Origin of the sequence: Citrobacter amalonaticus Y19 (assembly GCF_000981805.1) — a bacterium.
Lineage (GTDB): Bacteria > Pseudomonadota > Gammaproteobacteria > Enterobacterales > Enterobacteriaceae > Citrobacter_A > Citrobacter_A amalonaticus_C.
The window spans coordinates 1,313,318-1,338,445 of record NZ_CP011132.1 but is presented as its reverse complement, the minus strand read 5'-3'; the positions used below and the strand labels follow the sequence as shown (position 1 = coordinate 1,338,445).

Here is a 25,128-nt window from a genome sequence, read left to right as displayed (position 1 = left end):
ACGTCTGATTTTCTCAAATGATTTTCTGCTCATTTCTTTTGCATGAGCGATCCCACTTTTTTTGCAAGATACCTGGTAACGAAAACAGATTGCTCCGTCGATAAAAAGCCCCCCTCTGTCGCACACTAATTCCAGTCAATTTTCACTTTCCGCCGGGGTGGCCTGACCGTCACTGTCGGTATGCGACTCACAGGAGATGCCATGAAAATAATAACCTGCTTTAAGCTGGTGCCTGAAGAACAGGACATTGTTATTACCCCCGAGCAAGCGCTCAGCTTTGATAATGCGGACGCCAAAATCAGCCAGTTCGACCTCAACGCTATCGAGGCCGCCACGCAGTTAGCCACAGACGCGGAGGATGAGATCGCGGCGCTGACGGTGGGCGGTTCATTATTACAGAACTCGAAAGTGCGTAAAGATGTGCTCTCCCGTGGACCACACGCACTGTACCTGATGCAGGATGCGCAGCTGGAACACGCGCTGCCAAAAGATACCGCACAGGCTATCGCCGCTACGGTGGAAAAAATCGGTTTCGATCTGATCCTGTTTGGCGAAGGTTCTGGTGACCTTTACGCACAGCAGGTTGGCCTGCTGGTCGGTGAGATCCTGCAACTGCCGACCCTTAACGCCGTCAGCGGCCTCCAGCGTCAGGGCGATAAGCTGGTTGTAGAACGCACGCTCGAAGAGGACGTGGAAGTGATCGAACTGTCGCTTCCTGCGGTTCTCTGCGTCACATCGGATATTAACGCCCCACGTATCCCCTCAATGAAAGCCATTCTTGGCGCCGGGAAAAAGCCAGTGCATACGTGGCAGGCAAGCGACATTGGCTGGAGCCAGGGCGCACTGCAGGCGGAGCTGGTCGCCATTACCGTACCGCCGCAAACGGCACGTAAGCACATCATTCTGGATAACGATTCGCCGGAAGCCATCGCCGAACTGGCCGAACACCTGAAAAAAGCCCTGAACTGAGCCCAACGGAGAACACAATCATGAGTCAATTAACCCACGTCTGGGTATTTAGCGATAACGTTGAACGCTACGCAGAACTGATGGCTGGCGCGCGTCAGTGGGGTCAGCAGGTCTACGCCATTGTTCAGGGTTCCGAACAGGCGGCACGCGTTAAGCCGCTCGGCGCTGACGGTATCATCGTGCTGGAGAAGACGTCTGAACTGCAACGAATTGAAAATTACGCCGAAACGCTGGCCGCGCAGATCCAGGCAAAAGGCAACGGACTGCTGCTGATGGCCGCAACCAAACGCTGCAAAGCGCTGGGCGCGCGTCTGAGTATTCAACTTGATGCGGCGATGGTGAATGATGCAACGGCGGTACGCGTCGACGAAAATGCGCTGTTTGCCGAACATCGTATGTATGGCGGACTGGCATTTGGCAAAGAAAAACTGAACAGCCCGTTGGCCATTATCACCCTCGCGCCCGGCGTACTGGAGCCGGGCGCGGCGGATCCCGCGCATGACTGCCCGGTAGTCAGCGCTGAATGGGTTGCCCCGCGACAGGAGATCCTGTGTCAGGAACGACGCGCCAAATCGCTCAGCAGCGTTGACCTGAGCAAAGCAAAACGCGTGGTGGGCGTCGGTCGTGGTCTGGCGGCGCAGGACGACCTCAACATGGTGCGCGAACTGGCCGCAGTGCTGGGCGCAGAAGTCGGCTGTTCACGCCCTATCGCCGAAGGGGAAAACTGGATGGAGCGCGAACGCTATATCGGCGTTTCCGGCGTGCTGCTGAAGTCCGAACTGTATCTGACGCTCGGCATCTCCGGACAGATCCAGCATATGGTTGGCGGCAACGGCGCCAAAGTGATTGTCGCCGTGAACAAAGATAAGAACGCGCCAATCTTCAACTATGCCGATTACGGACTGGTGGGCGATATCTACAAAGTGGTCCCTGCCCTGATCGCGCAGTTGCGCTAACTCTCACCTTTACCCACATCTCCCGCTGTGCAAACGGCGGGAAGGGAGCTTTAAGCATGTCGGATGAAAAATTTGATGCCATCGTCGTCGGTGCTGGCGTAGCGGGAACGGTGGCGGCGTACATCATGGCAAAAGCCGGACTCGATGTTCTGGTCATCGAGCGCGGCAACAGCGCGGGCAGTAAAAATATGACCGGGGGTCGCCTCTACGCCCACGTCATTGAGCGCATTATGCCCGGTTTTGCCCAGCAGGCACCCGTTGAACGTAAAGTCACCCGCGAGAAAATCTCGTTTATGACCGAAGAAAGCGCGACCACGCTGGACTACCATCGCGAACAGGCGGATATCCCGGGTCAGGCGTCATACACCGTGTTGCGCAACCGCCTTGATCCGTGGCTGATGGAACAAGCTGAAGCGGCTGGCGCGCAGTTTATCCCCGGCGTGCGCGTGGATGCGCTGATTCGAGAAGGTAACCAGGTGACTGGCGTGCAGGCGGGCGATGACATTCTCGAAGCCAACGTGGTGATCCTCGCCGATGGCGTCAATTCGATGCTGGGGCGTTCGCTGGGCATGGTCCCGGCCTCGTCGGCGCATCATTACGCTGTCGGCGTGAAAGAGCTGATTGGGCTCACCCCGGAGCAAATCAACGACCGCTTTAACCTGTCCGGAGATGAAGGCGCGGCCTGGCTGTTCGCCGGTTCCCCGTCAAACGGTCTGATGGGCGGCGGGTTCCTCTATACCAATCGCGACTCCGTTTCCCTCGGTCTGGTATGCGGACTGGGCGACATGGCCCATGCGCAAAAGAGCGTGCCGCAGATGCTGGAAGATTTTAAACAGCATCCCGCCGTTCGTCCGTTGATTCAGGGCGGCAAGCTGCTGGAATACTCGGCGCACATGGTGCCGGAAGGCGGGCTGGCGATGGTGCCGGAACTGGTGGGCGACGGCGTGATGATTGTCGGCGATGCCGCAGGCTTTTGTCTGAACCTCGGTTTCACGGTGCGCGGAATGGATTTAGCCATCGCCTCTGCCGAAGCGGCGGCACATGCAGCGATAGCGGCAAAAGAGCGCAAGGATTTCTCTTCCCGCACGCTGGCGGAATACAAAAGCGAACTGGAGAAAGGGTGCGTGATGCGTGATATGCAGCATTTTCGCAAGATGCCAGCGCTGATGGAGAATCCTCGCCTGTTCACCCAGTATCCACGCATGGTGGCGGACATCATGAGCGACATGTTCACCATTGATGGCAGCCCGAATCAGCCGATGCGCAAGATGATCCTGTCGCATGCAAAACAGGTCGGTCTGATGAATCTATTGAAGGATGGCATTAAGGGAGTCACGGCACTATGAGTCAGGACAATCGCGTTAACGTCGACGTCAAGCTTGGCGTCAATAAATTCCATGTCGATGAAGGCCATCCGCACATCATTCTGGCGGCGAACCCGGACAGTAAAGAGTTTCAAAAATTACTGAACGCCTGCCCCGCCGGACTCTATAAGCAGGATGAGGCGGGCACGATTCACTTTGATTCTGCGGGCTGTCTGGAGTGCGGAACCTGCCGGGTGCTGTGCGGTGAGACGATCCTCGAAAAATGGGAGTACCCTGCAGGCACCTTTGGCGTGGATTTCCGCTACGGCTGATACGGCTGATGGACACAACTGCCGGAGAGTGACGCCTGGCGTCTTATCCGGCCTGCTATCCCCTCACTACCCACTTGATTTACCGGGAACCACCGATGAGTGTCACATTAACGTTTGACGCCGGGCGGCGAGACGCCTACCGCAAGCTTGGTTTTTGGGGCGATGCCTCGCTGGGAGACTACTGGCAGCAAACCGTGCGCAGCGTGCCGGAAAAAATTGCCGTCGTGGATAACCACGGTACTGCATTCACCTATGCCGCCCTCGACCATGCGGCAAGCTGTCTGGCAAGCTGGATGCTGGCGAGCGGCCTTCAACCCGGCGACCGCGTGGCTTTTCAGCTTCCCGGCTGGTGCGAATTTACGCTTATCTATCTCGCCTGCCTGAAAACCGGTGCAGTATCCGTTCCCCTGCTGCCCGCCTGGCGCGAAGCGGAGCTGGTATGGGTGCTGAACAAGTGTCAGGCAAAGCTGTTTTTCGCCCCGACGGTGTTTAAACAGACGCGCCCGGTCGATTTAATCTTGCCCCTGCAAAATCAGTTGCCGCATCTGCAACACATTATCGGCGTCGATAAACTGGCACCGGCCACCACCTCACTCGCCCTCAGCCAGATAGTCGCGGACAACGCGCCGCTTGCCCGTCACATTTCGGTTCACGGTGACGAACTGGCCGCCGTGTTGTTTACCTCTGGCACCGAGGGAATGCCGAAAGGCGTCATGCTCAGCCACAACAATATTCTCGCCAGCGAGCGGGCCTACTGCGCACGTCTGAATCTGACCTGGCTGGACGTCTTTCTGATGCCGGCGCCGCTGGGACACGCTACCGGTTTTTTACACGGCGTGACGGCACCGTTTCTGATCGGCGCACGCAGCGTGCTGCTGGATATTTTTACCCCAACGGCCTGTCTTGAACTGCTGGAACAGCAGCGTTGTACCTGCGTGTTAGGGGCGACGCCGTTTGTATACGATCTGCTGTGTGCCGTTGAAAAGCAGCCTGCCGACCTCTCTTCGCTGCGTTTCTTTTTGTGCGGCGGCACCACGATTCCGAAGCGCATTGCCCGCGACTGCCAGCAGCGCGGCATTAAGCTGCTCAGCGTCTACGGCTCGACGGAAAGCTCGCCGCATGCGGTGGTGAACCTCGACGATCCGCCCTCCCGCATGATGAATACGGATGGTTACGCGGCGGCAGGGGTTGAAATTAAGATTGTTGATGAGGCACGTAACCCCGTGCCACCCGGCGTCGAAGGTGAAGAAGCCTCACGCGGGCCGAACGTGTTTATGGGTTATCTCGATGAGCCAGAGTTAACCGCCCGTGCGCTGGATAGCGACGGCTGGTATTACAGTGGCGATCTCTGTCGGATGGACGAGGCGGGTTACATCAAGATAACCGGACGCAAGAAAGATATCATCGTCCGGGGCGGCGAAAACATCAGCAGTCGCGAAGTAGAAGACATTCTGTTGCAGCATCCCCGCATTCACGATGCCTGCGTGGTTGCCATGCCGGATGAGCGTTTAGGTGAGCGTTCCTGTGCCTACATCGTGCTGAAAGCGCCGCATCATTCACTGTCGCTGGAAGAGGTGGTGGCCTTCTTTAGCCGTAAACGCGTGGCGAAGTATAAGTATCCGGAACACATTGTGGTGGTGGAAAAGTTGCCCAGAACGGCATCCGGGAAGATCCAGAAGTTCCTGTTACGCCAGGATATTATTCAGCGGTTAGCGTCGGAATGACGTGAGGTACAAATTGCCGGATGACGGCGTACCGCCTTATCCGGCCTACAGGGGCATTGCGGGTGTATGTATTGCCGGATGACGGCGTATCGCCATCCGACCTACAGGGGCATTGCGGGTGTATGTATTGCCGGATGACGGCGTATCGCCATCCGGCCTACAGGGGCATTGCGGGTGTATGTATTGCCGGATGACGGCGTATCGCCATCCGGCCTACAGGGGAATCGCTGTAGGCCTGATAAGCGTAGCGCCATCAGGCATTACCTTACTTCTTCAGTTCCGCCAGACTCAGCCAGGTCTGGACAACGGTGTCCGGGTTCAGCGACAGGCTGTCGATCCCCTCTTCCATCAGCCACGCAGCAAAGTCTTCGTGGTCAGACGGGCCCTGACCGCAAATCCCGACGTATTTACCCTGTTTCTTCGCTGCGCGAATCGCCATCGACAGCAGTGCTTTCACCGCGTCGTTACGCTCATCAAACAGTTCGGACACCACGCCGGAGTCACGATCCAGACCCAGCGTCAGCTGCGTCATGTCGTTAGAGCCGATCGAGAAGCCGTCGAAGTATTGCAGGAACTGTTCAGCCAGCAGGGCGTTGGACGGGATCTCACACATCATGATGATCTTCAGGCCATTTTCACCACGTTTCAGCCCCTGACGCGCCAGCTCTTCCACGACCGCTTTTGCCTGCTCAACGGTACGCACGAATGGGATCATGATTTCGACGTTAGTCAGCCCCATGTCGTTACGCACGCGTTTCACCGCATCGCATTCCAGCGCAAAGCAATCACGGAAGCTGTCCGACACATAGCGGCCCGCACCACGGAAGCCCAGCATTGGGTTCTCTTCATGCGGCTCGTAGCGCTCACCGCCGACCAGGTTCGCGTATTCGTTAGACTTAAAGTCTGACAGACGCACGATCACCCGTTTCGGCCAGAATGCCGCACCGAGGGTGGCGATCCCTTCCGTCAGGCGACCCACATAAAATTCACGCGGAGAATCAAAGCCTTTCATCATCTCGCGAATGTCGTTCTGCAGTTTGGCATCCTGGGAGTCAAACTCCAGCAGCGCACGCGGGTGCACGCCAATCATCCGGTTGATGATAAATTCCAGGCGCGCCAGACCAACGCCTTCGTTAGGCAGACAGGCGAAGTCAAATGCCCTGTCCGGGTTACCGACGTTCATCATCACCTTCAGCGGCAGATCCGGCATGGTATCGACGCTGGAGCTCTTAACGCTGAAGTCGAGCAGGTCGGCGTACACGTAGCCCGTGTCACCTTCTGCGCAGGAAACGGTGACCTTCTCGTCATCCTTCATGCGCTCAGTGGCATCGCCACAGCCCACCACCGCCGGAATACCCAGTTCACGCGCGATAATGGCCGCGTGGCAGGTACGACCTCCACGGTTAGTGACAATCGCCGCCGCTTTTTTCATGATCGGTTCCCAGTCCGGGTCGGTCATGTCGGTAACCAGCACGTCGCCGGGCTCAATGCGGTTCATCTCGCTAATGTCCTGAATGACTTTCACCGGACCCGCGCCGATGCGGTGGCCGATCGCACGCCCTTCCGCAATGATTTTGCCCTGCGCGTGCAGCGTGTAACGCTCCATCACCTGGCCGCGAGAACGCACGGTTTCCGGACGCGCCTGGACGATGAACAGCTTGCCGGTATGACCGTCTTTCGCCCACTCGATGTCCATCGGACGACCGTAGTGTTTCTCGATCTGGACCGCCTGCTTCGCCAGTTCCTGCACTTCGTCGTTGGTCAGAGAGAAAATGTCGCGGCTTTCCTGCGGCACATCTTCAATGGTGACCTGTTTGCCGTGCTCCTGAGTCGGTGCATAGACCATACGGATTTTTTTCGAGCCCATCGTGCGACGCACAATCGAGGGACGATTGGCCGCCAGGGTCGGTTTGTGGACGTAGAACTCATCCGGGTTCACCGCGCCCTGCACCACCATCTCTCCCAAACCCCACGCCGAGGTGATGAACACCACCTGGTCAAAGCCGGATTCGGTATCGATGGAGAACATCACGCCGGAGGACGCCAGATCGGAACGCACCATCCGCTGAACGCCCGCAGAGAGCGCCACGCCGCGGTGGTCATAGCCCTGGTGAACACGATAGGAGATCGCGCGGTCGTTAAACAGCGACGCGAACACGTGCTTCACGGCAACCAGTACGGCGTCAAAGCCCTGGACGTTGAGGAAAGTTTCCTGCTGACCGGCAAAAGACGCGTCCGGCATATCTTCCGCCGTTGCAGAAGAACGCACGGCAAAAGACGCATGTTGATCATCCGCAGAGAGTTGCGCGTAGGCATCGCGGATGGCATTTTCCAGCTCAGGCTGGAAAGGAGTGTCGATAATCCACTGGCGGATCTGTGCGCCTGCCTTCGCTAACGCGGTGACATCATCAATATCCGTCTGATCCAGCAGTTCATAGATGCGCTGGTTTACGCCGCTTTGGTCCAGGAACTGGTTGAACGCATCGGCGGTTGTGGCAAAACCATTCGGTACCGATACACCCATACCGGAAAGGTTAGTAATCATTTCACCCAGGGAGGCATTTTTGCCCCCAACTCTGTCTACATCATTCATGCCGAGTTGGTTATACCAAAGCACCAGCGGTGACGAGCCATTGTTGGACATCGAACAATCCTTTTGTGATAAATGAACGAGTTTAGGAAACGCTTAATTACGTATTTATCTTTGCATATTTAACCCGCTTAAAAAAACGGTGAATCGTTCAAGCAAATATATTTTTTATTTTTTCGGACAGTTTACCCATTTGCGCAAACCCACGAGTGGCGGGCGATCCCCACAAAATGTGTCGGTATAAACATCTGTTCCAGAAAATGAAATGTACTTTTCATAAAATATAAAAATACCATTTCATTTTTAAAGTGAGCGTTATTTTCTACGCTTCAGAGTAATTTTAATTTATGCTTTCAGAGAATTATGACTGACTTCCAGGGTGTGAAAATGGATAATGCTGTAGATCGTCATGTATTTTATATTTCCGATGGTACGGCAATTACTGCTGAAGTATTGGGCCATGCGGTGATGTCGCAGTTCCCCGTCACCATCAGCAGTATCACGCTGCCGTTTGTCGAAAATGAGAACCGTGCCCGTGCCGTTAAGGACCAGATCGACGCCATTTTTCAACAAACTGGCGTGCGTCCACTGGTGTTCTATTCGATTGTATTGCCGGAAATCCGCGCCATCATCCTGCAAAGCGAAGGCTTTTGTCAGGATATTGTGCAGGCGCTGATCACCCCGCTGCAACATGAGATGAAGCTCTACCCCACGCCAATTGCCCACCGGACTCACGGGCTGAATCCGGGTAACCTGATCAAGTATGATGCGCGGATCGCCGCCATTGATTACACCCTTGCCCACGATGATGGCATTTCGTTGCGCAACCTCGACCAGGCGCAAGTGATTTTGTTGGGCGTCTCGCGCTGCGGCAAAACGCCCACCAGCCTCTATCTGGCGATGCAGTTTGGCATCCGCGCGGCGAACTATCCCTTTATTGCCGACGACATGGACAATCTGGTTCTGCCCGCGTCGTTAAAGCCCCTGCAACATAAGCTGTTTGGCCTGACGATTGACCCTGAACGTCTGGCAGCCATTCGCGAAGAACGCCGGGAAAACAGTCGCTACGCGTCCCTGCGCCAGTGCCGCATGGAAGTGTCCGAAGTCGAGGCGCTCTATCGTAAAAATCAGATCCCGTGGCTGAACAGTACTAACTATTCGGTTGAAGAGATCGCCACCAAAATCCTCGATATCATGGGACTGAGTCGACGCATGTACTAACAAACTAGTTCACGAGTTCTGTTTTTTTGTTATCATACCGTTCTGCCGCGAGGTGTGACGCACCTCGCACTTGAAATCAGCAGGGATTGGTTTAAGGTTGTGCCCATCACTTCCCGGTACCTCTGCCGTAGAAGCCACAAATTTCTGAGAATTGTCATGAACAGAACCGATGAACTGCGTACCGCGCGTATAGACAGTCTGGTTACGCCCGCTGAACTTGCGCAACGGCATCCTGTGTCGTCCGCCGTCGCCAGCCACGTTACCGACTCCCGACGCCGGATAGAAAGAATATTAAATGGTGAAGACCGCCGTTTGCTGGTCATTGTAGGTCCGTGCTCCATCCACGATCTCGATGCCGCACTGGAGTACGCCACGCGTTTACAGGCGCTGCGCACTCAACACCAGGCGCGCCTGGAAATTGTCATGCGCACCTATTTTGAAAAGCCGCGCACCGTTGTCGGCTGGAAAGGTCTCATTTCCGACCCGGACCTCAATGGCAGTTATCGCGTGAACCACGGTATTGAACTGGCACGCAAACTGCTGTTGCAGGTCAATGAACTGGGCATCCCGACCGCTACGGAATTTCTCGATATGGTGACCGGGCAATTTATTGCCGATCTGATCAGCTGGGGTGCCATTGGCGCGCGGACCACCGAAAGCCAGATCCACCGCGAAATGGCCTCGGCACTTTCCTGCCCGGTCGGCTTTAAAAACGGCACCGACGGAAATACCCGTATTGCCGTTGATGCGATCCGCGCCTCCCGCGCCAGTCATATGTTCCTCTCGCCCGATAAAACCGGTCAGATGACCATTTATCAGACCAGCGGCAACCCCTATGGCCATATCATTATGCGCGGTGGTAAAAAGCCGAACTACCATGCTGAAGATATTGCGGCGGCCTGCGATACGCTGCATGAATTTGATTTACCAGAACATCTGGTCGTCGATTTCAGCCACGGCAACTGCCAGAAACAGCATCGCCGTCAACTGGATGTCTGTGATGATATTTGCCAGCAGATCCGTAACGGATCGACAGCCATCGCCGGCATTATGGCGGAAAGTTTTCTGCGTGAAGGTACGCAGAAGATCGTCAGCGGGCAGCCGCTGGTCTACGGTCAGTCGATAACCGATCCTTGCCTTAACTGGGAAGACACTGAACTGCTGCTGAACAAACTGGCCTCGGCGGTAGACAGCCGCTTCTGATCGCCCGCCCATCCGTTCAGGGTGGGCAATTCTTCTCCTCTTTTCGCAAACTACCCTATTTAATACTTGTCGTTGTCGCGCACATTACTGATAATAAAAATCATTGTTACATTAATTATTATTAATCAGTCACGATACCCGTATGGATAACATTGAACCACCCCGCCTTAAGGAACGAGAAAACACGGTTCCCCCGCCTGCGCCCATCCGCAAGATCAGCAGTCAGACACTGTTAGGTGATGACGGTAAGGTGATTATCGATCACGACGGTCAGGAGTACCTGCTGCGTCGAACGCAGGCAGGTAAACTCTTGCTGACCAAATAGAACATCAGCTTGAACAGCTGACTTCCAGACGCTTTCCCCAGTCCGGCGGACGATGGCTGTAGTCATCATCGCGCTCACGGAAAGGCTCCCGCAGTACGGCGTGCAAGCGATGCAGCTCGCGCATATCGCCTTTTTCCGCCGCTTCAATGGCTCGCTGCGCCAGCCAGTTGCGGAGCACCACGGACGGATTTGCGCTCAGCATCAGTGACTGGCGCTGAGCGTCGGCGACTTCGTCACGCTGCAAACGCGTTCTGTAACGCGAGAACCAGTCGTCAAAGGCGGCACGATCGATAAATTCGTCGCGCAAGGGCGATGCGCTGCTCTGCTGCTCGGTGACGCTCAGCATGCGGAAGGTGCGGGTATAGTCACTGCGCTCGCGGGCCATCAGGCTGAACAATTCGTTCAGCAGGTCATTGTCATCCTTTTGCTCGGTCATGAAGCCCAGTTTCTGCCGCATTCGCTGACCGTAGCGCGTCAGTAGCGCCACCTGGTAGCCGTCGAGGGCATCATTGAGCGCCTCAACCGGAATGAAGGGCGACAGGCTTTGCGCGAGTCGCTGAAGATTCCACAGGCCCACCGCAGGTTGATTATCGAAGCTGTAGCGCCCCTGATGGTCTGAATGGTTACAAATGAACCCCGGCTCATAATCATCCAGAAAACCAAACGGACCATAGTCCATCGTCAGTCCGAGGATCGACATGTTATCGGTGTTCATCACCCCGTGCGCGAAGCCTACGGTTTGCCAGTCGGCTATCAGTGACGCGGTCCGCGCGACCACGTCGCGAAACCAGAGAATGTACTTATCGGCTTCTTGCTGGAGGTGCGGCCAGTAATGGCGAATAGCGAAATCCGCCAGTTGCTGAACCTTTTCCGGCTCGCGACGATAATAGAAATGCTCAAAATGGCCGAAGCGCATGTGACTTTGCGCCAGTCGCATCAGCATTGCCCCCGCCTCCACCGTTTCACGGTAAACCGGCGTGTCGCTGGTGACAATCGCCAGCGCCCGGGTCGTCGGTATCCCCAGATGGTGCATCGCTTCACTGGCGAGGCTTTCACGCAGAGTGGAGCGCAGTACCGCACGACCATCGCCCATGCGCGAGTACGGCGTCAGGCCCGCGCCTTTCAGGTGCCAGTCCATCGTGCTGCCATCGGCAAGCAACTGCTCACCCAGCAAAATGCCACGCCCGTCGCCCAGTTGCCCCGCCCAGACGCCAAACTGATGACCGCTATAGACCTGCGCCAGCGGAGACATCCCCGCGAGCAGCGTCTCGCCGCCCCAGACACCCGCCGGGCTGTCAGGATGAAAAAGTGAGTCAGGAATACCCAGTTGTTCGGCAAGCGCATCATTGTGCCAAATCAGTCGTGAGTGATTCAGCGGCGTTGGCGTCAGTGCGGTATATGTTGCTGGCAGTTCATCGCGCCAGCGGGCTGTAAAAGACAGGGTCATAGGGCCTCCTGCCTGTAGTGTAGACGGTTAATACCGGCATAAACACCAGCAAACAGAAAGGTTATCCGTGGAGTAACTGGGTTATCTGATTTGCGGTGACGGCAGGCCACAAAGCGCCCTGCATGGCACCAAAACCGAACGGCGTCACCCGGGTCAGCATTGCCTCGCTGTCGATACCCGCGATCATCAGCGATTCACAATAGGGGGAAACTTGCGTCAGGATGGCGCGCATGAACGGTTCGAAAGACAATTGCGTGGCCCGGCGATGGACAAAATTCCGGTCCAGTATAATGCGTTTAAATAATCCATCGAATATGGCTTTGTTGGCACTTTCCCCTGCACCGAAATTGGCCAGTACCAGAGGAAAACGTTCGACAAGCGCAGTCAGCGTTTTATTCTCTTTTCCGTCAGACAGTTCGGGAAAATTCTCATTAACCATCAATTCCAGAAATGAAAATCGTTTAACTGCAGAAATACGCTCACTGTCCATTAATAATAACGGCACTACTGCCGGGGTTATATAAATCCAGGCGACAAGTTTGTGTTGAATAAAAAAGTGTTGGCACGTTTCGAGCAAGGCCAGTTTTTCGATAAATAGCTGGCACTGCTCTTCGGGAGAAAGTCGCGGAAGCGCCAGTTCCGTTGGGATACGAACCTTGTCGTCATCACTGACGAAGTTTGCGATGATACTTAAACCGATAAGTTTTCGTTGTACATTGCGGGCAGGCTGAAAATAGAGTTCAGAATGGTACACATTATCCAGTGAAATATTCATCACGGTAGCCCCACACACTGAGAGTGATTCGGCAACCTATTGCACAGGATGTCGTCATCCATCTTTTTTAATGACAGAGGGGAAATGTTCATGTTGTCCTTTTCACCCGGGGTCCCGGTTCCTTTGTTTTCAGCTTATCCTGATTATAAACACTTATCCAGCATTGTTCTTTTCCCGACAATAAAAGTAAGAAGCGCGCGCAATCAGAAATAACGCCCGGCGACTAAATCCGTCTCGCCTGCCAAAAGTTTTTCCGCCAGTAGACATTATCCAGCGACGAACGCATCACGCCACGGCTGGTTGAAGCATGAATAAATTGACCATTGGTATCATAAATACCCACATGTAAACCGCTCTCTCCCGAACCGGTTTTAAAGAACACCAGATCGCCGGGCAGCAATTCATCTTTATCAATTTCCGTCCCCAGTTTTGCCTGTTGACGGGTTTCACGCGGCAGTTGCAAAGAGAACTGGTCGCGCATGGTCATCAGTACGAAACCGGAGCAATCTACGCCACCGCGACTCATGCCGCCGTAACGATAAGGTGTACCGCGCCAGTTCTGGAGTTGGTCATTGAGTCCGGCAATAACGGTAATGGAATCAGAGAGCCGGGCATTAGGCGGCGGCGCTCGGTGGCTACTACATCCTGCCAACAACAGTGCTGTGCAAAAAAGAAACCAGAAACGCATTCAGGCGAATCCTCTGTTTTTTTATTCTTCACCCCATATAACGGGCAGTTACGCGGGTTTTCAAGAAACCCTTTCGTTTAAGTGGTTGATATAAGCATTCTGTGACCTTCGATGTCAAGACGCCGGAAGTGCAGCCCATAGGCTCGTGTTAAATGCGCCGGTGTTAGCACCTCATCACGCGGACCGCTGGCAAGCAGTTTCCCTTGTTTGAGCAACCATGCGCGATGCGCATGACGCAAGGTGTGATTCAGATCGTGACTGCTCATCACGATGGCAATCCCCTGCTCACACAGGCGATTCAGAATGCGATCCAGCGCATTTTGCTGCGCAACATCGAGGCTGTTCATGGGCTCATCGAGTAACAACAACTGCCCCTGTGGATTGGTCTCTGGCGCAATTTGCAGGATCACAGCGGCAAGGCGCACACGCTGCCATTCCCCGCCCGAGAGTTCCTTCGCATTGCGTCCGAGTTTATCCGCCAGCCCCAGCGACTCGGCCACCGCGGTCAACTGGTCAGTCCGTGTTTTGTCTGCCTGGTGCAGCGTCAGAAAGTGCCATACCGGCATCGCGAAGGGCGGATTTTGCTGCTGCGCCAGATAAGCGCGATGCCGGGCAAGCTTAGCGGCGGGCCACGACGCCAGTTCTGTACCGGCCAGGGTGATGGTTCCCGCACCGCTGGTTAGCCCAGCCATTCGCGCCAGCAGCGTGCTTTTTCCGGCACCGTTCGGCCCCACCAGATGCAGGATTTCCCCCGCATGAACCTCCCCGTCGAGAGGCCCCAGCCGGGGGATATCGGCAACATCCTGTAACTGCATCAGTGACGACATTATTTAGCCAGTGCGAGTTTGATGCTTTCCATGACGATGGGGTCTTCCGGCGTCATATCCGGTGAAAAACGCTGTATCACCTTGCCATCACGACCCACGAGGAATTTCTCGAAGTTCCACAGGATATCGTCCGGATAGAGCGGCGCGCGCCCTTTACTGGCCATTCGCTCATAAAAACCGCTCCCTTCGGGGGCCACGGCCGTCGGCGCAGCGGTAATCAGCTTCTGGTATAGCGGATGGCGCCCGTCCCCATTGACCTCAATCTTGCTGAACATCGGGAAGGTCACCCCCCAGGTGGTCGCACAGTACGTTTTAATCTCGTCTTCGCTGCCAGGTTCCTGTCCAAGGAACTGATTGCAGGGAAAACCCAGCACGGTAAAACCACGGTCAGCCCACGCCTTCTGAATATTTTCCAGTTGCTCATACTGCGGGGTGAGGCCACATTTTGACGCCACGTTCACCACCAGTAGTACATTGCCCGCATACTTATCGAGGGTCGTGACCTCGCCATCAATCGTCGTCACTTCAGTGTTCAGAATTGAGTCTTGCATAGCCTCTCCAGGAAAATGAGTGATTCAAATACCCGCGTCTAATCATAGACCGTCTTGTCGTACCTAACGTCCGGCTTTGAGTAACAGCCAGATAAAGACCGGTGCCCCGAGCGTCGCGGTGACCACGCCAATGGGTAACTCCGCAGCAGCCAGCGCCAGGCGAGCCACCACATCTGCCAGCAGCAGCGCAATAGCGCCCGCCAGCGCGCAGGCAGGCAACAGGACGCGATGGTCCGTTAAGCCGCACAGGCGTAAAATATGGGGGATCACCAGGCCAATAAAACCAATTGCCCCCGCCAGCGCCACGCTCACCCCGACCATCCATCCGGTTGCAACCACCAACAGATTACGCCAGAACCACAGGGGAAGTCCCAGTTGTCGGGCTGACGTCTCCCCCAGTGCGAGCATGTTCATCGCCTGTGACTGACAGCAGATCCACATCAGCACCGGGATCAGGGCCAGCATCAGCCAGGCTTGCTCCCAGTTGACGCCACCGAATCCGCCCATCATCCAGTACATCAACTGGCGCAGATCGAATGAGGTTGAAAAATAGATGGCCCAGGTCATCAGGGCGCTACAGATAATCCCCAGCGCCACCCCGGCAAGCAGCAAGCGACTGGTCGAAAGATGACGACGGGCAAAACGCAGGAGGATCAAGGTGATGACCAGCGCGCCGGCAATCGCACACAGTCCGAGCGCCCAGTGTGGCAGTACGCCCTTCCCCAACAGCACAGCGGCGATGAGTCCCACACCCGCGCCGTTGGAGACGCCAAGCAAGCCCGGTTCCGCGAGCGGGTTTTCAAACAGTGCCTGCATCACTGCGCCGGACAAGGCCAGCGCCGCCCCCACCAGCAGCACGGCCAGCGCGCGCGGAAGGCGAATTTGCCAGACAAAGAGTTCGCCACGCGGCGTCAGCCAGTCAGCAGGCGATATCCACTGCTCTCCGGCGCACAGACTTAACAGCAGTGTCAGTAGCATCAGTACCGACAGGCTCAGGATCCAGCGCACATGTTGTCGCTGTTGTTGACGGGCAAAAGTCAGCATGATTTCCGTTCAACTGAAAAAGATGTCATTGATTCTACGGTGCGACATCACCGCAGAAAAGAAAAAAGGCCGCTAAAGCGGCCTTTTTAGTTAGATCTGATTACTCATCTTTGGGCGAAGCGTTTTCGACTCGGCTCTTTAACTTCTGTCCGGGTCTGAAGGTCACCACGCGCCGTGCTGTAATGGGAATATCTTCGCCCGTTTTCGGGTTACGTCCCGGACGTTGATTCTTATCACGCAGATCGAAGTTACCAAAACCAGAGAGTTTTACCTGCTCACCGTTTTCCAGAGCACGACGGATCTCTTCGAAAAACAGTTCGACCAGTTCTTTGGCATCCCGCTTGCTAAGCCCAAGCTTATCAAACAGATATTCTGACATTTCAGCTTTTGTAAGCGCCATAGGTTCAATCCCTCAATGATGCCTGGAATCGCTCTTTTAATGCCTCTACACATTTGGCGACGGTAGCGGCAATCTCCTCTTCTTCGAGTGTACGGCTGGTATCCTGAAGGATCAGGCTAATGGCGAGGCTCTTATACCCCTCCGCAACACCCTTACCACGGTACACGTCAAATAAGTTTACGCCAACTACCTGATTTACGCCAACTTTCTTACATTCGGATAAAATATCGGCAGCGGGAACGTTTTCTGCGACGACGACAGCGATGTCACGACGGTTCGCCGGGAAGCGTGAAATCTCGCGCGCCTGAGGAATCACGCGGTCTGCGAGCTTATTCCACTCCAGTTCGAACACCAGAGTACGACCGTTGAGATCCAGCTTACGTTCCAGCTCAGGATGAACAACACCAATGAAACCAATGCGTTCACCTTTCAGATAAATCGCTGCAGACTGTCCAGGATGCAGTGCCGGATTGGCTTCTGCCCTGAACTGAATGTCAGCCAGTTTACCGGTCAGATCCAACACCGCTTCCAGATCGCCTTTCAAATCATAGAAATCAACGGTCTCTTTTGCCAGGTCCCAGTGTTCATCGTAACGGTTACCGCAGATAACGCCAGCCAGCATCAGATCCTGACGAATACCCAGGTTGGCCTGGGTATCCGGCACAAAACGTAGCCCGCTTTCAAAAATACGTACGCGGTTCTGCTGACGGTTCTGGTTATATACCACTGTTGCCAGTAACCCTGTCCACAGTGACAGGCGCATGGCTGACATTTCGATGGAGATCGGGCTTGGCAGCAGCAACGCTTCTTCACCCGGATGGAGCAACTGCTGTACTTTCGGGTCGACGAAGCTGTAAGTAATGACTTCCTGGTAGCCTTTGTCGTTCAACAGGGTTTTCACACGTTTCAGCGACAAATCCGCTTCACGGTGCGTCCCCATGATAAGACCGGCCTGAATAGGTTCATCAGGAATGTTGTCGTAGCCATACACGCGGGCGACTTCTTCAACCAGGTCTTCTTCTATTTCCATGTCGAAACGCCAGCTCGGCGCAACAGCTTGCCACTCGCCTTCACCTTCTGTCACATCACAGCCCAGACGACGCAGAATGTCGCTCACCTGCTCATCGGCAATGTGATGACCAATCAGGCGATCCAGTTTGCTACGGCGCAGCGTAATGGTGGCACGCTTCGGCAGCGTCGCTTCATCCGTCACATCAATGATCGGGCCGGCTTCGCCGCCACAGATGTCCATCAGCAGACGGGTGGCACGTTCCATCGCTTTGTACTGCAGCGCCGGATCCACACCGCGCTCATAGCGGTGAGAAGCATCGGTATGCAGGCCATGACGGCGCGCACGACCGGTAATCGACAGCGGGCTGAAGAATGCACATTCCAGCAGCACGTTTTGCGTTTCATCATTCACGCCTGAATGTTCGCCACCAAAGATGCCGCCCATCGCCAGCGCTTTCTGATGATCGGCAATCACCAGCGTGTCCGCGTTCAACTTCGCCTCGCTGCCATCGAGCAGCACCAGCGTTTCACCCTCTTTCGCCATGCGAACGACAATCCCGCCTTCAATGCGGTCTTTGTCAAAGGCGTGCATCGGCTGACCCAGTTCGAGCAACACGTAGTTGGTGACGTCGACCACCGCATCAATGGAACGAATACCGCAACGACGCAGTTTTTCTTTCATCCACAACGGTGTTGGCGCTTTCACATTAATGCCTTTCACCACACGGCCCAGATAGCGCGGGCAGGCGTCGGTGGCTTCTACGGTAATCGGCAGGACATCGCTGATGGTTGCCGCCACCGGCGCAATTTCCGGTTCAACCAGCGGCGCTTTGTTCAGCACCGCCACATCACGGGCCACACCGATGATCCCTAAGCAGTCAGCACGGTTAGGCGTGACGCTGATCTCAATGGTGTTGTCATTAAGCTTCAGATATTCGCGGATGTCGGTACCGATTGGCGCATCTGCCGGCAGTTCGATAATGCCGCTGTGATCGTCGGAAATGCCCAGTTCGGAGAAGGAGCACAGCATGCCTTCAGACGGCTCGCCACGCAGCTTAGCCGCTTTAATTTTAAAATCGCCTGGCAGAACGGCACCGATAGTCGCAACCGCCACTTTCAGCCCCTGACGGCAGTTTGGCGCGCCGCAGACGATGTCCAGCAGACGCTCGCCACCGACGTTAACTTTCGTCACGCGCAGTTTGTCCGCATTCGGGTGCTGGGCGCATTCAACCACTTCACCCACCACCACGCCGTTAAATTCACCGGCGACCGCGTCAACGCCATCGACTTCCAGGCCTGCCATGGTGATTTGATTCGATAACGCGTCGCTATCGATAGCCGGGTTAACCCACTCGCGTAACCACAGTTCACTGAATTTCATTGTTTTATCCTGCCTTTATTTAAACTGTTTGAGGAAACGCAGATCGTTTTCGAAGAACGCACGCAGGTCAGTGACACCGTAACGCAACATGGTCAGACGCTCCATACCCATCCCAAACGCAAAACCCGAGTAGATTTCCGGGTCAATACCAACGTTACGCAGAACGTTCGGATGCACCATGCCGCAGCCCAGCACTTCCAGCCATTTACCGTTTTTGCCCATCACGTCCACTTCTGCAGACGGCTCAGTAAACGGGAAATAGGACGGACGGAAGCGAATCTGCAAATCTTCTTCAAAGAAGTTACGCAGGAAGTCATGCAGCGTCCCTTTCAGGTTGGTAAAGCTGATGTTGGTATCCACAATCAGGCCTTCCATCTGATGGAACATCGGGGTGTGCGTCTGATCGTAGTCATTACGATACACGCGGCCCGGCGCGATAATACGAATCGGCGGCTGCTTTTCTTTCATGGTCCGAATCTGTACGCCCGACGTTTGGGTGCGCAGCAGACGCGTTGCATCAAACCAGAAGGTGTCGTGATCTGCACGAGCCGGATGGTGCCCTGGAATATTCAGCGCATCAAAGTTGTGGTAGTCATCTTCGATTTCCGGACCGGTCGCCACGGTGAAGCCAAGCTCGCCAAAGAAGCTTTCAATACGATCGATGGTACGGGTTACCGGATGCAGACCGCCGTTTTCAATACGACGACCGGGCAGAGAAACGTCGATGGTTTCCGCCGCCAGACGCGCATTGAGCACGGCGTTTTCCAGATCCGCTTTACGTGCGTTAAGCGCCTGCTGTACCTGCTCTTTCGCTTCGTTAATCACCGCACCGGCTGCAGGACGCTCTTCAGGTGGCAGCTCGCGCAGAGTCGTCATCTGAAGGGTCAGGTGCCCTTTTTTGCCCAAATATTCGACGCGCACATTGTCTAACGCGGCAACATCTGACGCCTGGTTAATGGCCGCCTTCGCACTGGCTACCAGTTCTGCGAGATGTGACATGGTTTTCCTCATTGTGTCGGTGAAGACACCGGTTCGTTGAACGTAATCTCTCGATTTCGGGCACAAAAAAAGCCTCCATCAGGAGGCTTTTTTGCGCTGTTTTTCGTTTCTTCTTTCACGCGCTAGCCTCCCGGATTCAGGTGCTAAAGTAAAAAAAGAAGCGGAAAATAGCAGCATTCATGCTTGCGTTACCTTGTGTGGTAAAACCGGAGAACCTTTATTGAAAAGGGTTACGGATCAATTGTCAACTCATTGACGGTACAACAAATAAAAGAGAGGGAGCCAGGCTCCCTCTTTTCACTGGCTTATGCCAGAGCTGCTTTCGCTTTTTCGACCAGAGCGGTGAACGCTACTTTGTCGAATACTGCGATGTCAGCCAGGATCTTACGGTCGATTTCAACAGAGGCTTTTTTCAGGCCGTTGATGAATTTGCTGTAAGAAATACCGTTCTGACGTGCTGCTGCGTTGATACGCGCAATCCACAGTTGACGGAACTGACGCTTACGTTGACGACGGTCACGGTAAGCATACTGACCTGCTTTGATAACGGCCTGGAAGGCAACGCGGTATACGCGAGAACGCGCACCGTAGTAGCCTTTAGCTTGTTTCAAAATTTTCTTGTGACGTGCGCGTGCAATTACACCACGTTTTACGCGAGCCATATGTGCTCTCCTGTATCTATTCTGATTTGCCCTTCATCTTTCACCGCGGTGAAACCGATTGGGCATTAAAAAGTTAAAAAAACGTTAACGGCTTATGCGTACGGCAGGCACGCGATAACCAGGCCCAGATCGCCTTTAGAAACAAGGCCTTTTGGACGCAGGTGACGTTTACGCTTAGTCGATTTTTTGGTCAGAATATGACGCAGGTTTGCGTGCTTACGCTTAAATCCACCACCACCGGTTTTTTTGAAGCGCTTAGCAGCACCGCGTACGGTCTTAATTTTTGGCATCTTAATAACTTCCACTTCGCATTGTTAATAAACGAAACATAGGCGAACAATGCCTGCGGAACCCGCTGGCTCCACAGACATTGTTACTTGAAGGCCTTACTGTTTCTTCTTAGGAGCGAGCACCATGATCATCTGGCGGCCTTCGATCTTCGTAGGGAAGGATTCGACTACTGCCAGTTCACTCAGATCGTCACGGACGCGCGTCAGCACTTCCATACCAATCTGTTGGTGGGCCATCTCACGACCGCGGAAACGCAGCGTGATCTTGGCCTTATCGCCATCTTCCAGAAAGCGAATCAGGCTGCGGAGTTTTACCTGATAGTCGCCATCATCGGTACCAGGACGGAATTTAATTTCCTTAACCTGGATAACTTTTTGCTTTTTCTTCTGTTCCTTAGAAGACTTACTCTTTTCATAAAGGAACTTGCCGTAGTCCATGATACGACAAACTGGCGGTTCGGCGTTAGGGCTGATTTCAACTAAATCTACTCCAGCTTCTTCAGCTTTTTCGATAGCTTCTCTCAGACTCACAATACCCAAAGCTTCGCCTTCCAGACCTGTTAAGCGAACTTCCAGGGCGCGAATCTCGCCATTGATACGATTCGGACGTGCCGTTTGAACTCGTTTTCCGCCTTTAATACCTTATTCCTCCAGTTGTTGAAGACTGCGGCTGCGAATCTCTTGTTGCAGCTTCTCAATCACTTCACTTACGTCCAGGCTGCCCAAGTCTTTGCCACGACGGGTACGCACGGCAACTTTGCCGGCTTCTACTTCTTTGTCGCCACAGACCAACATGTAAGGGACACGACGTAAAGTGTGCTCGCGGATTTTAAAGCCTATCTTCTCATTTCTCAAGTCTGCTTTTACACGAATGCCCGCATTTTGTAGTTTCTGCGTCAATTCGTTAACGTATTCAGACTGTGAATCGGTAATGTTCATCACCACTACCTGAACCGGCGCAAGCCAGGTCGGGAAGAAGCCTGCGAACTCTTCAGTCAGGATACCAATGAAACGTTCCATAGACCCAAGAATGGCGCGGTGAATCATAACCGGTACCTGACGCTCGTTGTTTTCGCCCACATAGGAGGCGCTCAGACGAGACGGCAGAGAGAAGTCCAGCTGTACTGTACCGCACTGCCATGCGCGATCGAGACAGTCATACAGGGTAAATTCAATTTTCGGACCGTAGAACGCGCCTTCACCCAGTTGATATTCAAATGGGATATTGTTTTCTTCCAGCGCAACGGCCAGGTCCGCCTCAGCACGATCCCACATTTCATCGCTACCGATACGTTTTTCGGGACGAGTGGAGAGTTTGACGACGATCTTCTCGAAGCCAAAGGTGCTGTACATATCGTAGACCATACGGATGCACGCGTTAACTTCATCGCGGATTTGCTCTTCAGTACAGAAGATATGCGCATCATCCTGGGTGAAGCCGCGTACACGCATCAGACCATGCAGCGCACCTGACGGTTCGTTGCGGTGGCAGCTACCAAACTCGGCCATACGCAGCGGCAGGTCGCGGTAGGATTTCAGCCCCTGATTAAAGATCTGTACGTGACCCGGACAGTTCATCGGCTTGATGCAGTATTCACGATTCTCGGAAGAGGTGGTGAACATCGCATCTTTGTAGTTGTCCCAGTGCCCGGTTTTTTCCCACAGCACACGGTCCATCATGAACGGTCCTTTCACTTCCTGATACTGATACTCTTTGAGCTTGGAGCGCACAAAGACTTCCAGTTCACGGAAGATAGTCCAGCCGTCGTTATGCCAGAACACCATACCCGGCGCTTCTTCCTGCATGTGATACAGGTCAAGCTGCTTACCGATTTTACGGTGGTCACGTTTTGCCGCTTCTTCCAGACGTTGCAGATAAGCACTGAGGGCTTTTTTATCGGCCCAGGCCGTTCCGTAGATACGCTGCAGCATCTTGTTGTCGCTGTCGCCACGCCAGTACGCGCCTGCAGTTTTCATCAGTTTAAAGTGATGGCAGAAACGCATATTCGGCACGTGTGGACCACGACACATATCGACATATTCTTCATGATGATACAAACCAGGTTTGTCATCATGGGCAATGTTTTCATCAAGAATGGAGACTTTATAAATCTCGCCACGCTTCACGAAGGTTTCACGCGCTTCGTGCCAGCTGACTTTCTTCTTAATAACGTCGTAATTTTTCTCAGCGAGCTCGTGCATCCGCTTCTCGAGCGCATCGATATCTTCCTGGGTCAACGTACGGTCAAGGTCCACATCATAGTAGAAACCATTGTCGACAACCGGACCGATAGCCATTTTGGTATTTGGCCAAAGTTGTTTGATCGCATGACCTAACAGGTGCGCACAGGAGTGACGAATGATCTCCAGCCCTTCTTCATCTTTTGCGGTGATGATAGAGAGCGTCGCATCATTTTCGATCAGGTCAGACGCATCAACCAGCTCGCCATTAACGCGGCCAGCAAGGGTGGCTTTCGCCAGACCTGGACCAATGTCCAGTGCAACATCCATGGGGCTTACAGCGTGGTCGTAATGGCGTTGACTGCCATCAGGAAGAGTAATAACAGGCATGTTATGTCCTTATTTGCAGTGGTGACCCATACGCAAGATCACATACAAAGAGAAAATTTATTGGTTTACAGTAAGTTGTGAAGCCATCTAACCAACAATTGCTAAATTGGCACACAATCTGGGACACATCAGCTTCGCTTCACGAACGCGGCAATGTGGTCGAACGATGGTAACACTAAAAAAAGGGAGAATGCACCCTTCTGTTTTATATTGAGCTGGAACACGACGTTAGCAAGCATTTCCTCCCTGTGCAGAACGATATTTCGGCATTCCCGGCTACATTCCTGGCGGATTGGTACAATACCGCTCACATTATCAAACGTATGATCCAGGTTTTGATAACGAAACAGGATGAAGTGACATGAGCGATATTTTAAAAGCGGCATTTATATTTGTTGCGCCTCACGCGGTGGCTGAAACCCATAACGGCTGGGTGAAAACCGAACAGGTACAGGTTAAAACCATCGCGGTGAGCAATTACCAGCAGGCGGGTGAACTCCTTGATGCGCTCTATGATGAGGGGATTCGGGCAATTGAATTGTGTGCGGGTTTCGGTCATCTTGGTGTTGCACATATGGTGAAAGCGGCGGCAGGCAGAATGCACGTCGGTGTCGTTCGCTTTGACCTGCATCCGGGACTGGGAAACCAAAGTGGAGACAGTCTGTTTGAGTAAGGCATCGAGTCTGAGGTAAACATCAACATGCAACGCCGCAGCGCACCCAGTCCGGCGCTGGCTGACTGGATAGCCCATTTCTGGTGCTGGCAACTGTCAGCCGGGACGCACTTGCCTACGCTCTTTCCCGGTACCGGGGGCGAACTGCTGCTCAACCTCGGCGATCCTCTGTGCATTGCGACGATACCGCTTGATAACCCACAGACTGCAAATTGCCTCATTGTCCCAAAGGGCGAGGCGGTCCTGCTTCGCCCGCGCAAGTCCAGAATGACATTCACCTCCCAGGGGGAAATCGATTTACTGTCAATCCGACTGCGTTCGGCCACCTGCTTTCCCCTCCTGGGTATCGCGATGGATGAACTCGATGACGTTCCTGCTTCCTTCACCGATCTGGGTCTACGTTGTGCCATTCCGGAACTGATTAATTTATCGTATGACATGCGCATCAGCCGGTTAGAACGCTGGCTGCTGGCTATGACTGACCGTCGCCATCTGGTGAACACCGATCTCGTGCAGGCGGTGAATCGGCTGTATTACGGTGATGCTTTCTCGACAGTCCGTAACCAGTTGGGGATAACTGAACGGACGATGCTACGACGCGTTCACCAATTTACTGGCGTTGATGCGCGCTATTTTTGCCGCACAGCCCGCTTTCAGAGAACGCTGCGTCAGCTCCTGACGGAAGGTGATGTCCTGAACGGCGCAATTAACCACGGCTACTACGATCAAGCACATTTCATCAAAACATGTCGGCTCTATACTGGCCTGACGCCGACGGAACTGTTGAAGCTTCAGTACCGGCAGCTTAATTACTATACCAACGCGCTTGCAGAGTACGAGCCATAGCCCTCTCCTTTTCCTGCCTGTTGGACGATGCAAGATGCATATCCACTCACTGACTGGCTGACAGTTTTGTTACACTAGGATTAACCGTCTGGAACCGACAGGAAATAAATGATGCCATCAAATCGCTTCGCCAAAAAACACTGGAAAATGGTGGTCGTCCTGATCGTCATCTGTGGTGCAATGTTATTGCTACGCTGGGCGGCAATGATTTGGGGATAGCCACGAAACCACGCCCCGTCACGTCACGTCACGTCAGACGTTGTGATTCTGGCGAAGTGAACATTCTGAAGAAAGGCGATAGCGAGCGAATCGTCATCAGACACCGCAATAAAAAAGCCA

26 protein-coding genes and 1 other annotated feature are annotated in these 25,128 nt (G+C 54.1%); of the genes, 11 read left to right on the top strand and 15 right to left on the bottom strand.

Going from position 1 to position 25,128, the window contains the following annotated elements; all coding sequences use genetic code 11:
- Positions 1–201: 201 nt before the first annotated feature.
- The 5 genes from F384_RS06150 to fadK all read left to right on the top strand — a co-directional run bounded on the left by F384_RS06150 (position 202) and on the right by fadK (position 5,285).
- On the top strand, positions 202–969 hold the full coding sequence (locus F384_RS06150; protein ID WP_046480330.1) for an electron transfer flavoprotein: 768 nt from the start codon (positions 202–204) through the stop codon (positions 967–969).
- A gap of 20 nt (positions 970–989) precedes the next feature.
- On the top strand, positions 990–1,925 hold the full coding sequence (locus tag F384_RS06145; protein WP_046480329.1) for an electron transfer flavoprotein subunit alpha: 936 nt from the start codon (positions 990–992) through the stop codon (positions 1,923–1,925).
- Between the two features lie 56 nt (positions 1,926–1,981).
- On the top strand, positions 1,982–3,271 hold the full coding sequence (locus F384_RS06140) for an FAD-dependent oxidoreductase (protein ID WP_046480327.1): 1,290 nt from the start codon (positions 1,982–1,984) through the stop codon (positions 3,269–3,271).
- Complete coding sequence (locus tag F384_RS06135; RefSeq protein WP_046480326.1) at positions 3,268–3,561, top strand: ferredoxin family protein; 294 nt, start codon at positions 3,268–3,270, stop codon at positions 3,559–3,561. The genes F384_RS06140 and F384_RS06135 overlap by 4 nt, the downstream gene beginning before the upstream one ends.
- Positions 3,562–3,656: 95 nt before the next feature.
- The gene (gene fadK, locus F384_RS06130; protein WP_046480324.1) at positions 3,657–5,285 is read left to right on the top strand and encodes a medium-chain fatty-acid--CoA ligase; all 1,629 of its coding nucleotides are present in this window, start codon (positions 3,657–3,659) and stop codon (positions 5,283–5,285) included.
- Positions 5,286–5,550: 265 nt separating this feature from the next.
- On the opposite strand, the gene ppsA is transcribed toward fadK, so the two are convergent.
- Positions 5,551–7,929 (bottom strand): phosphoenolpyruvate synthase, encoded by a 2,379-nt coding sequence (gene ppsA / locus F384_RS06125; RefSeq protein WP_046480323.1) that lies wholly within the window; start codon positions 7,927–7,929, stop codon positions 5,551–5,553.
- A 333-nt stretch (positions 7,930–8,262) separates the two neighbouring features.
- Here ppsA and ppsR point away from each other — a divergent pair, with 333 nt between their 5' ends.
- The 3 genes from ppsR to hemP all read left to right on the top strand — a co-directional run bounded on the left by ppsR (position 8,263) and on the right by hemP (position 10,624).
- The gene (gene ppsR, locus F384_RS06120) at positions 8,263–9,096 is read left to right on the top strand and encodes a posphoenolpyruvate synthetase regulatory kinase/phosphorylase PpsR (protein WP_046480321.1); all 834 of its coding nucleotides are present in this window, start codon (positions 8,263–8,265) and stop codon (positions 9,094–9,096) included.
- Positions 9,097–9,252: 156 nt separating this feature from the next.
- A complete protein-coding gene (gene aroH / locus F384_RS06115; RefSeq protein WP_046480320.1) occupies positions 9,253–10,299 on the top strand; it encodes a 3-deoxy-7-phosphoheptulonate synthase AroH in 1,047 nt (348 codons plus the stop codon).
- Positions 10,300–10,441: 142 nt separating this feature from the next.
- The gene (gene hemP / locus F384_RS06110; RefSeq protein WP_046480318.1) at positions 10,442–10,624 is read left to right on the top strand and encodes a hemin uptake protein HemP; all 183 of its coding nucleotides are present in this window, start codon (positions 10,442–10,444) and stop codon (positions 10,622–10,624) included.
- Positions 10,625–10,628: 4 nt separating this feature from the next.
- On the opposite strand, the gene selO is transcribed toward hemP, so the two are convergent.
- From selO to thrS, 14 genes are all read right to left on the bottom strand, one after another.
- Positions 10,629–12,071: a protein adenylyltransferase SelO gene (gene selO, locus F384_RS06105; protein WP_046480317.1), complete on the bottom strand. Its 1,443-nt coding sequence runs from the start codon at positions 12,069–12,071 to the stop codon at positions 10,629–10,631.
- Between the two features lie 61 nt (positions 12,072–12,132).
- Positions 12,133–12,846 (bottom strand): EAL domain-containing protein, encoded by a 714-nt coding sequence (locus tag F384_RS06100; RefSeq protein WP_046480316.1) that lies wholly within the window; start codon positions 12,844–12,846, stop codon positions 12,133–12,135.
- Between the two features lie 223 nt (positions 12,847–13,069).
- Entirely contained in the window at positions 13,070–13,534 is a 465-nt protein-coding gene (locus F384_RS06095; RefSeq protein WP_046480314.1) for a C40 family peptidase, read from the bottom strand.
- 77 nt (positions 13,535–13,611) lie between these two features.
- The gene (gene btuD / locus F384_RS06090; RefSeq protein ID WP_046480311.1) at positions 13,612–14,361 is read right to left on the bottom strand and encodes a vitamin B12 ABC transporter ATP-binding protein BtuD; all 750 of its coding nucleotides are present in this window, start codon (positions 14,359–14,361) and stop codon (positions 13,612–13,614) included.
- Positions 14,361–14,912, bottom strand: a complete 552-nt coding sequence (locus F384_RS06085; protein WP_046480310.1) for a glutathione peroxidase — start codon at positions 14,910–14,912, stop codon at positions 14,361–14,363. Before F384_RS06085 ends, btuD begins: the two co-directional genes overlap by 1 nt.
- A gap of 63 nt (positions 14,913–14,975) precedes the next feature.
- Entirely contained in the window at positions 14,976–15,956 is a 981-nt protein-coding gene (gene btuC / locus F384_RS06080; RefSeq protein ID WP_046480309.1) for a vitamin B12 ABC transporter permease BtuC, read from the bottom strand.
- 100 nt (positions 15,957–16,056) lie between these two features.
- Positions 16,057–16,356 carry an integration host factor subunit alpha gene (gene ihfA, locus F384_RS06075; protein ID WP_001229265.1) on the bottom strand — a complete coding sequence of 100 codons (300 nt, stop codon included), beginning with the start codon at positions 16,354–16,356 and terminating at the stop codon, positions 16,057–16,059.
- Positions 16,357–16,360: 4 nt separating this feature from the next.
- A complete protein-coding gene (gene pheT, locus F384_RS06070; protein WP_046480247.1) occupies positions 16,361–18,748 on the bottom strand; it encodes a phenylalanine--tRNA ligase subunit beta in 2,388 nt (795 codons plus the stop codon).
- 15 nt (positions 18,749–18,763) lie between these two features.
- Positions 18,764–19,747 carry a phenylalanine--tRNA ligase subunit alpha gene (gene pheS / locus F384_RS06065; RefSeq protein WP_046480245.1) on the bottom strand — a complete coding sequence of 328 codons (984 nt, stop codon included), beginning with the start codon at positions 19,745–19,747 and terminating at the stop codon, positions 18,764–18,766.
- A gap of 62 nt (positions 19,748–19,809) precedes the next feature.
- Positions 19,810–19,933, bottom strand: a sequence feature (Phe leader region).
- Complete coding sequence (gene pheM / locus F384_RS29775) at positions 19,884–19,928, bottom strand: pheST operon leader peptide PheM (protein ID WP_001386830.1); 45 nt, start codon at positions 19,926–19,928, stop codon at positions 19,884–19,886. (Overlaps the previous feature by 45 nt.)
- A gap of 119 nt (positions 19,934–20,052) precedes the next feature.
- Positions 20,053–20,409, bottom strand: coding sequence for a 50S ribosomal protein L20 (gene rplT, locus F384_RS06060; protein WP_000124850.1), 357 nt, complete (start codon positions 20,407–20,409; stop codon positions 20,053–20,055).
- Positions 20,410–20,501: 92 nt separating this feature from the next.
- The gene (rpmI, locus tag F384_RS06055; protein WP_003030583.1) at positions 20,502–20,699 is read right to left on the bottom strand and encodes a 50S ribosomal protein L35; all 198 of its coding nucleotides are present in this window, start codon (positions 20,697–20,699) and stop codon (positions 20,502–20,504) included.
- 96 nt (positions 20,700–20,795) lie between these two features.
- Positions 20,796–21,338: a translation initiation factor IF-3 gene (gene infC / locus F384_RS06050; RefSeq protein ID WP_052746887.1), complete on the bottom strand. Its 543-nt coding sequence runs from the start codon at positions 21,336–21,338 to the stop codon at positions 20,796–20,798.
- A 3-nt stretch (positions 21,339–21,341) separates the two neighbouring features.
- Entirely contained in the window at positions 21,342–23,270 is a 1,929-nt protein-coding gene (thrS, locus tag F384_RS06045; RefSeq protein ID WP_043000876.1) for a threonine--tRNA ligase, read from the bottom strand.
- A 361-nt stretch (positions 23,271–23,631) separates the two neighbouring features.
- Here thrS and F384_RS06040 point away from each other — a divergent pair, with 361 nt between their 5' ends.
- From F384_RS06040 to yniD, 3 genes are all read left to right on the top strand, one after another.
- Entirely contained in the window at positions 23,632–23,943 is a 312-nt protein-coding gene (locus tag F384_RS06040) for a DUF6506 family protein (protein ID WP_046479725.1), read from the top strand.
- A 27-nt stretch (positions 23,944–23,970) separates the two neighbouring features.
- A complete protein-coding gene (locus F384_RS06035; protein WP_046479724.1) occupies positions 23,971–24,789 on the top strand; it encodes a helix-turn-helix domain-containing protein in 819 nt (272 codons plus the stop codon).
- A gap of 111 nt (positions 24,790–24,900) precedes the next feature.
- Complete coding sequence (gene yniD, locus F384_RS29770) at positions 24,901–25,008, top strand: small membrane protein YniD (protein ID WP_086512613.1); 108 nt, start codon at positions 24,901–24,903, stop codon at positions 25,006–25,008.
- Positions 25,009–25,128: the final 120 nt, after the last annotated feature.

Bases quoted from the DNA above. Each gene is read 5' to 3' on its own strand.
- F384_RS06150 (WP_046480330.1), top strand. From the start codon at position 202: ATGAAAATAATAACCTGCTTTAAGCTGGTGCCTGAAGAACAGGACATT.
- F384_RS06145 (WP_046480329.1), top strand. From the start codon at position 990: ATGAGTCAATTAACCCACGTCTGGGTATTTAGCGATAACGTTGAACGC.
- F384_RS06140 (WP_046480327.1), top strand. From the start codon at position 1,982: ATGTCGGATGAAAAATTTGATGCCATCGTCGTCGGTGCTGGCGTAGCG.
- F384_RS06135 (WP_046480326.1), top strand. From the start codon at position 3,268: ATGAGTCAGGACAATCGCGTTAACGTCGACGTCAAGCTTGGCGTCAAT.
- fadK (WP_046480324.1), top strand. From the start codon at position 3,657: ATGAGTGTCACATTAACGTTTGACGCCGGGCGGCGAGACGCCTACCGC.
- ppsA (WP_046480323.1), bottom strand. From the start codon at position 7,929: ATGTCCAACAATGGCTCGTCACCGCTGGTGCTTTGGTATAACCAACTC.
- ppsR (WP_046480321.1), top strand. From the start codon at position 8,263: ATGGATAATGCTGTAGATCGTCATGTATTTTATATTTCCGATGGTACG.
- aroH (WP_046480320.1), top strand. From the start codon at position 9,253: ATGAACAGAACCGATGAACTGCGTACCGCGCGTATAGACAGTCTGGTT.
- hemP (WP_046480318.1), top strand. From the start codon at position 10,442: ATGGATAACATTGAACCACCCCGCCTTAAGGAACGAGAAAACACGGTT.
- selO (WP_046480317.1), bottom strand. From the start codon at position 12,071: ATGACCCTGTCTTTTACAGCCCGCTGGCGCGATGAACTGCCAGCAACA.
- F384_RS06100 (WP_046480316.1), bottom strand. From the start codon at position 12,846: ATGAATATTTCACTGGATAATGTGTACCATTCTGAACTCTATTTTCAG.
- F384_RS06095 (WP_046480314.1), bottom strand. From the start codon at position 13,534: ATGCGTTTCTGGTTTCTTTTTTGCACAGCACTGTTGTTGGCAGGATGT.
- btuD (WP_046480311.1), bottom strand. From the start codon at position 14,361: ATGTCGTCACTGATGCAGTTACAGGATGTTGCCGATATCCCCCGGCTG.
- F384_RS06085 (WP_046480310.1), bottom strand. From the start codon at position 14,912: ATGCAAGACTCAATTCTGAACACTGAAGTGACGACGATTGATGGCGAG.
- btuC (WP_046480309.1), bottom strand. From the start codon at position 15,956: ATGCTGACTTTTGCCCGTCAACAACAGCGACAACATGTGCGCTGGATC.
- ihfA (WP_001229265.1), bottom strand. From the start codon at position 16,356: ATGGCGCTTACAAAAGCTGAAATGTCAGAATATCTGTTTGATAAGCTT.
- pheT (WP_046480247.1), bottom strand. From the start codon at position 18,748: ATGAAATTCAGTGAACTGTGGTTACGCGAGTGGGTTAACCCGGCTATC.
- pheS (WP_046480245.1), bottom strand. From the start codon at position 19,747: ATGTCACATCTCGCAGAACTGGTAGCCAGTGCGAAGGCGGCCATTAAC.
- rplT (WP_000124850.1), bottom strand. From the start codon at position 20,409: ATGGCTCGCGTAAAACGTGGTGTAATTGCACGCGCACGTCACAAGAAA.
- rpmI (WP_003030583.1), bottom strand. From the start codon at position 20,699: ATGCCAAAAATTAAGACCGTACGCGGTGCTGCTAAGCGCTTCAAAAAA.
- thrS (WP_043000876.1), bottom strand. From the start codon at position 23,270: ATGCCTGTTATTACTCTTCCTGATGGCAGTCAACGCCATTACGACCAC.
- F384_RS06040 (WP_046479725.1), top strand. From the start codon at position 23,632: ATGAGCGATATTTTAAAAGCGGCATTTATATTTGTTGCGCCTCACGCG.
- F384_RS06035 (WP_046479724.1), top strand. From the start codon at position 23,971: ATGCAACGCCGCAGCGCACCCAGTCCGGCGCTGGCTGACTGGATAGCC.
- yniD (WP_086512613.1), top strand. From the start codon at position 24,901: ATGCCATCAAATCGCTTCGCCAAAAAACACTGGAAAATGGTGGTCGTC.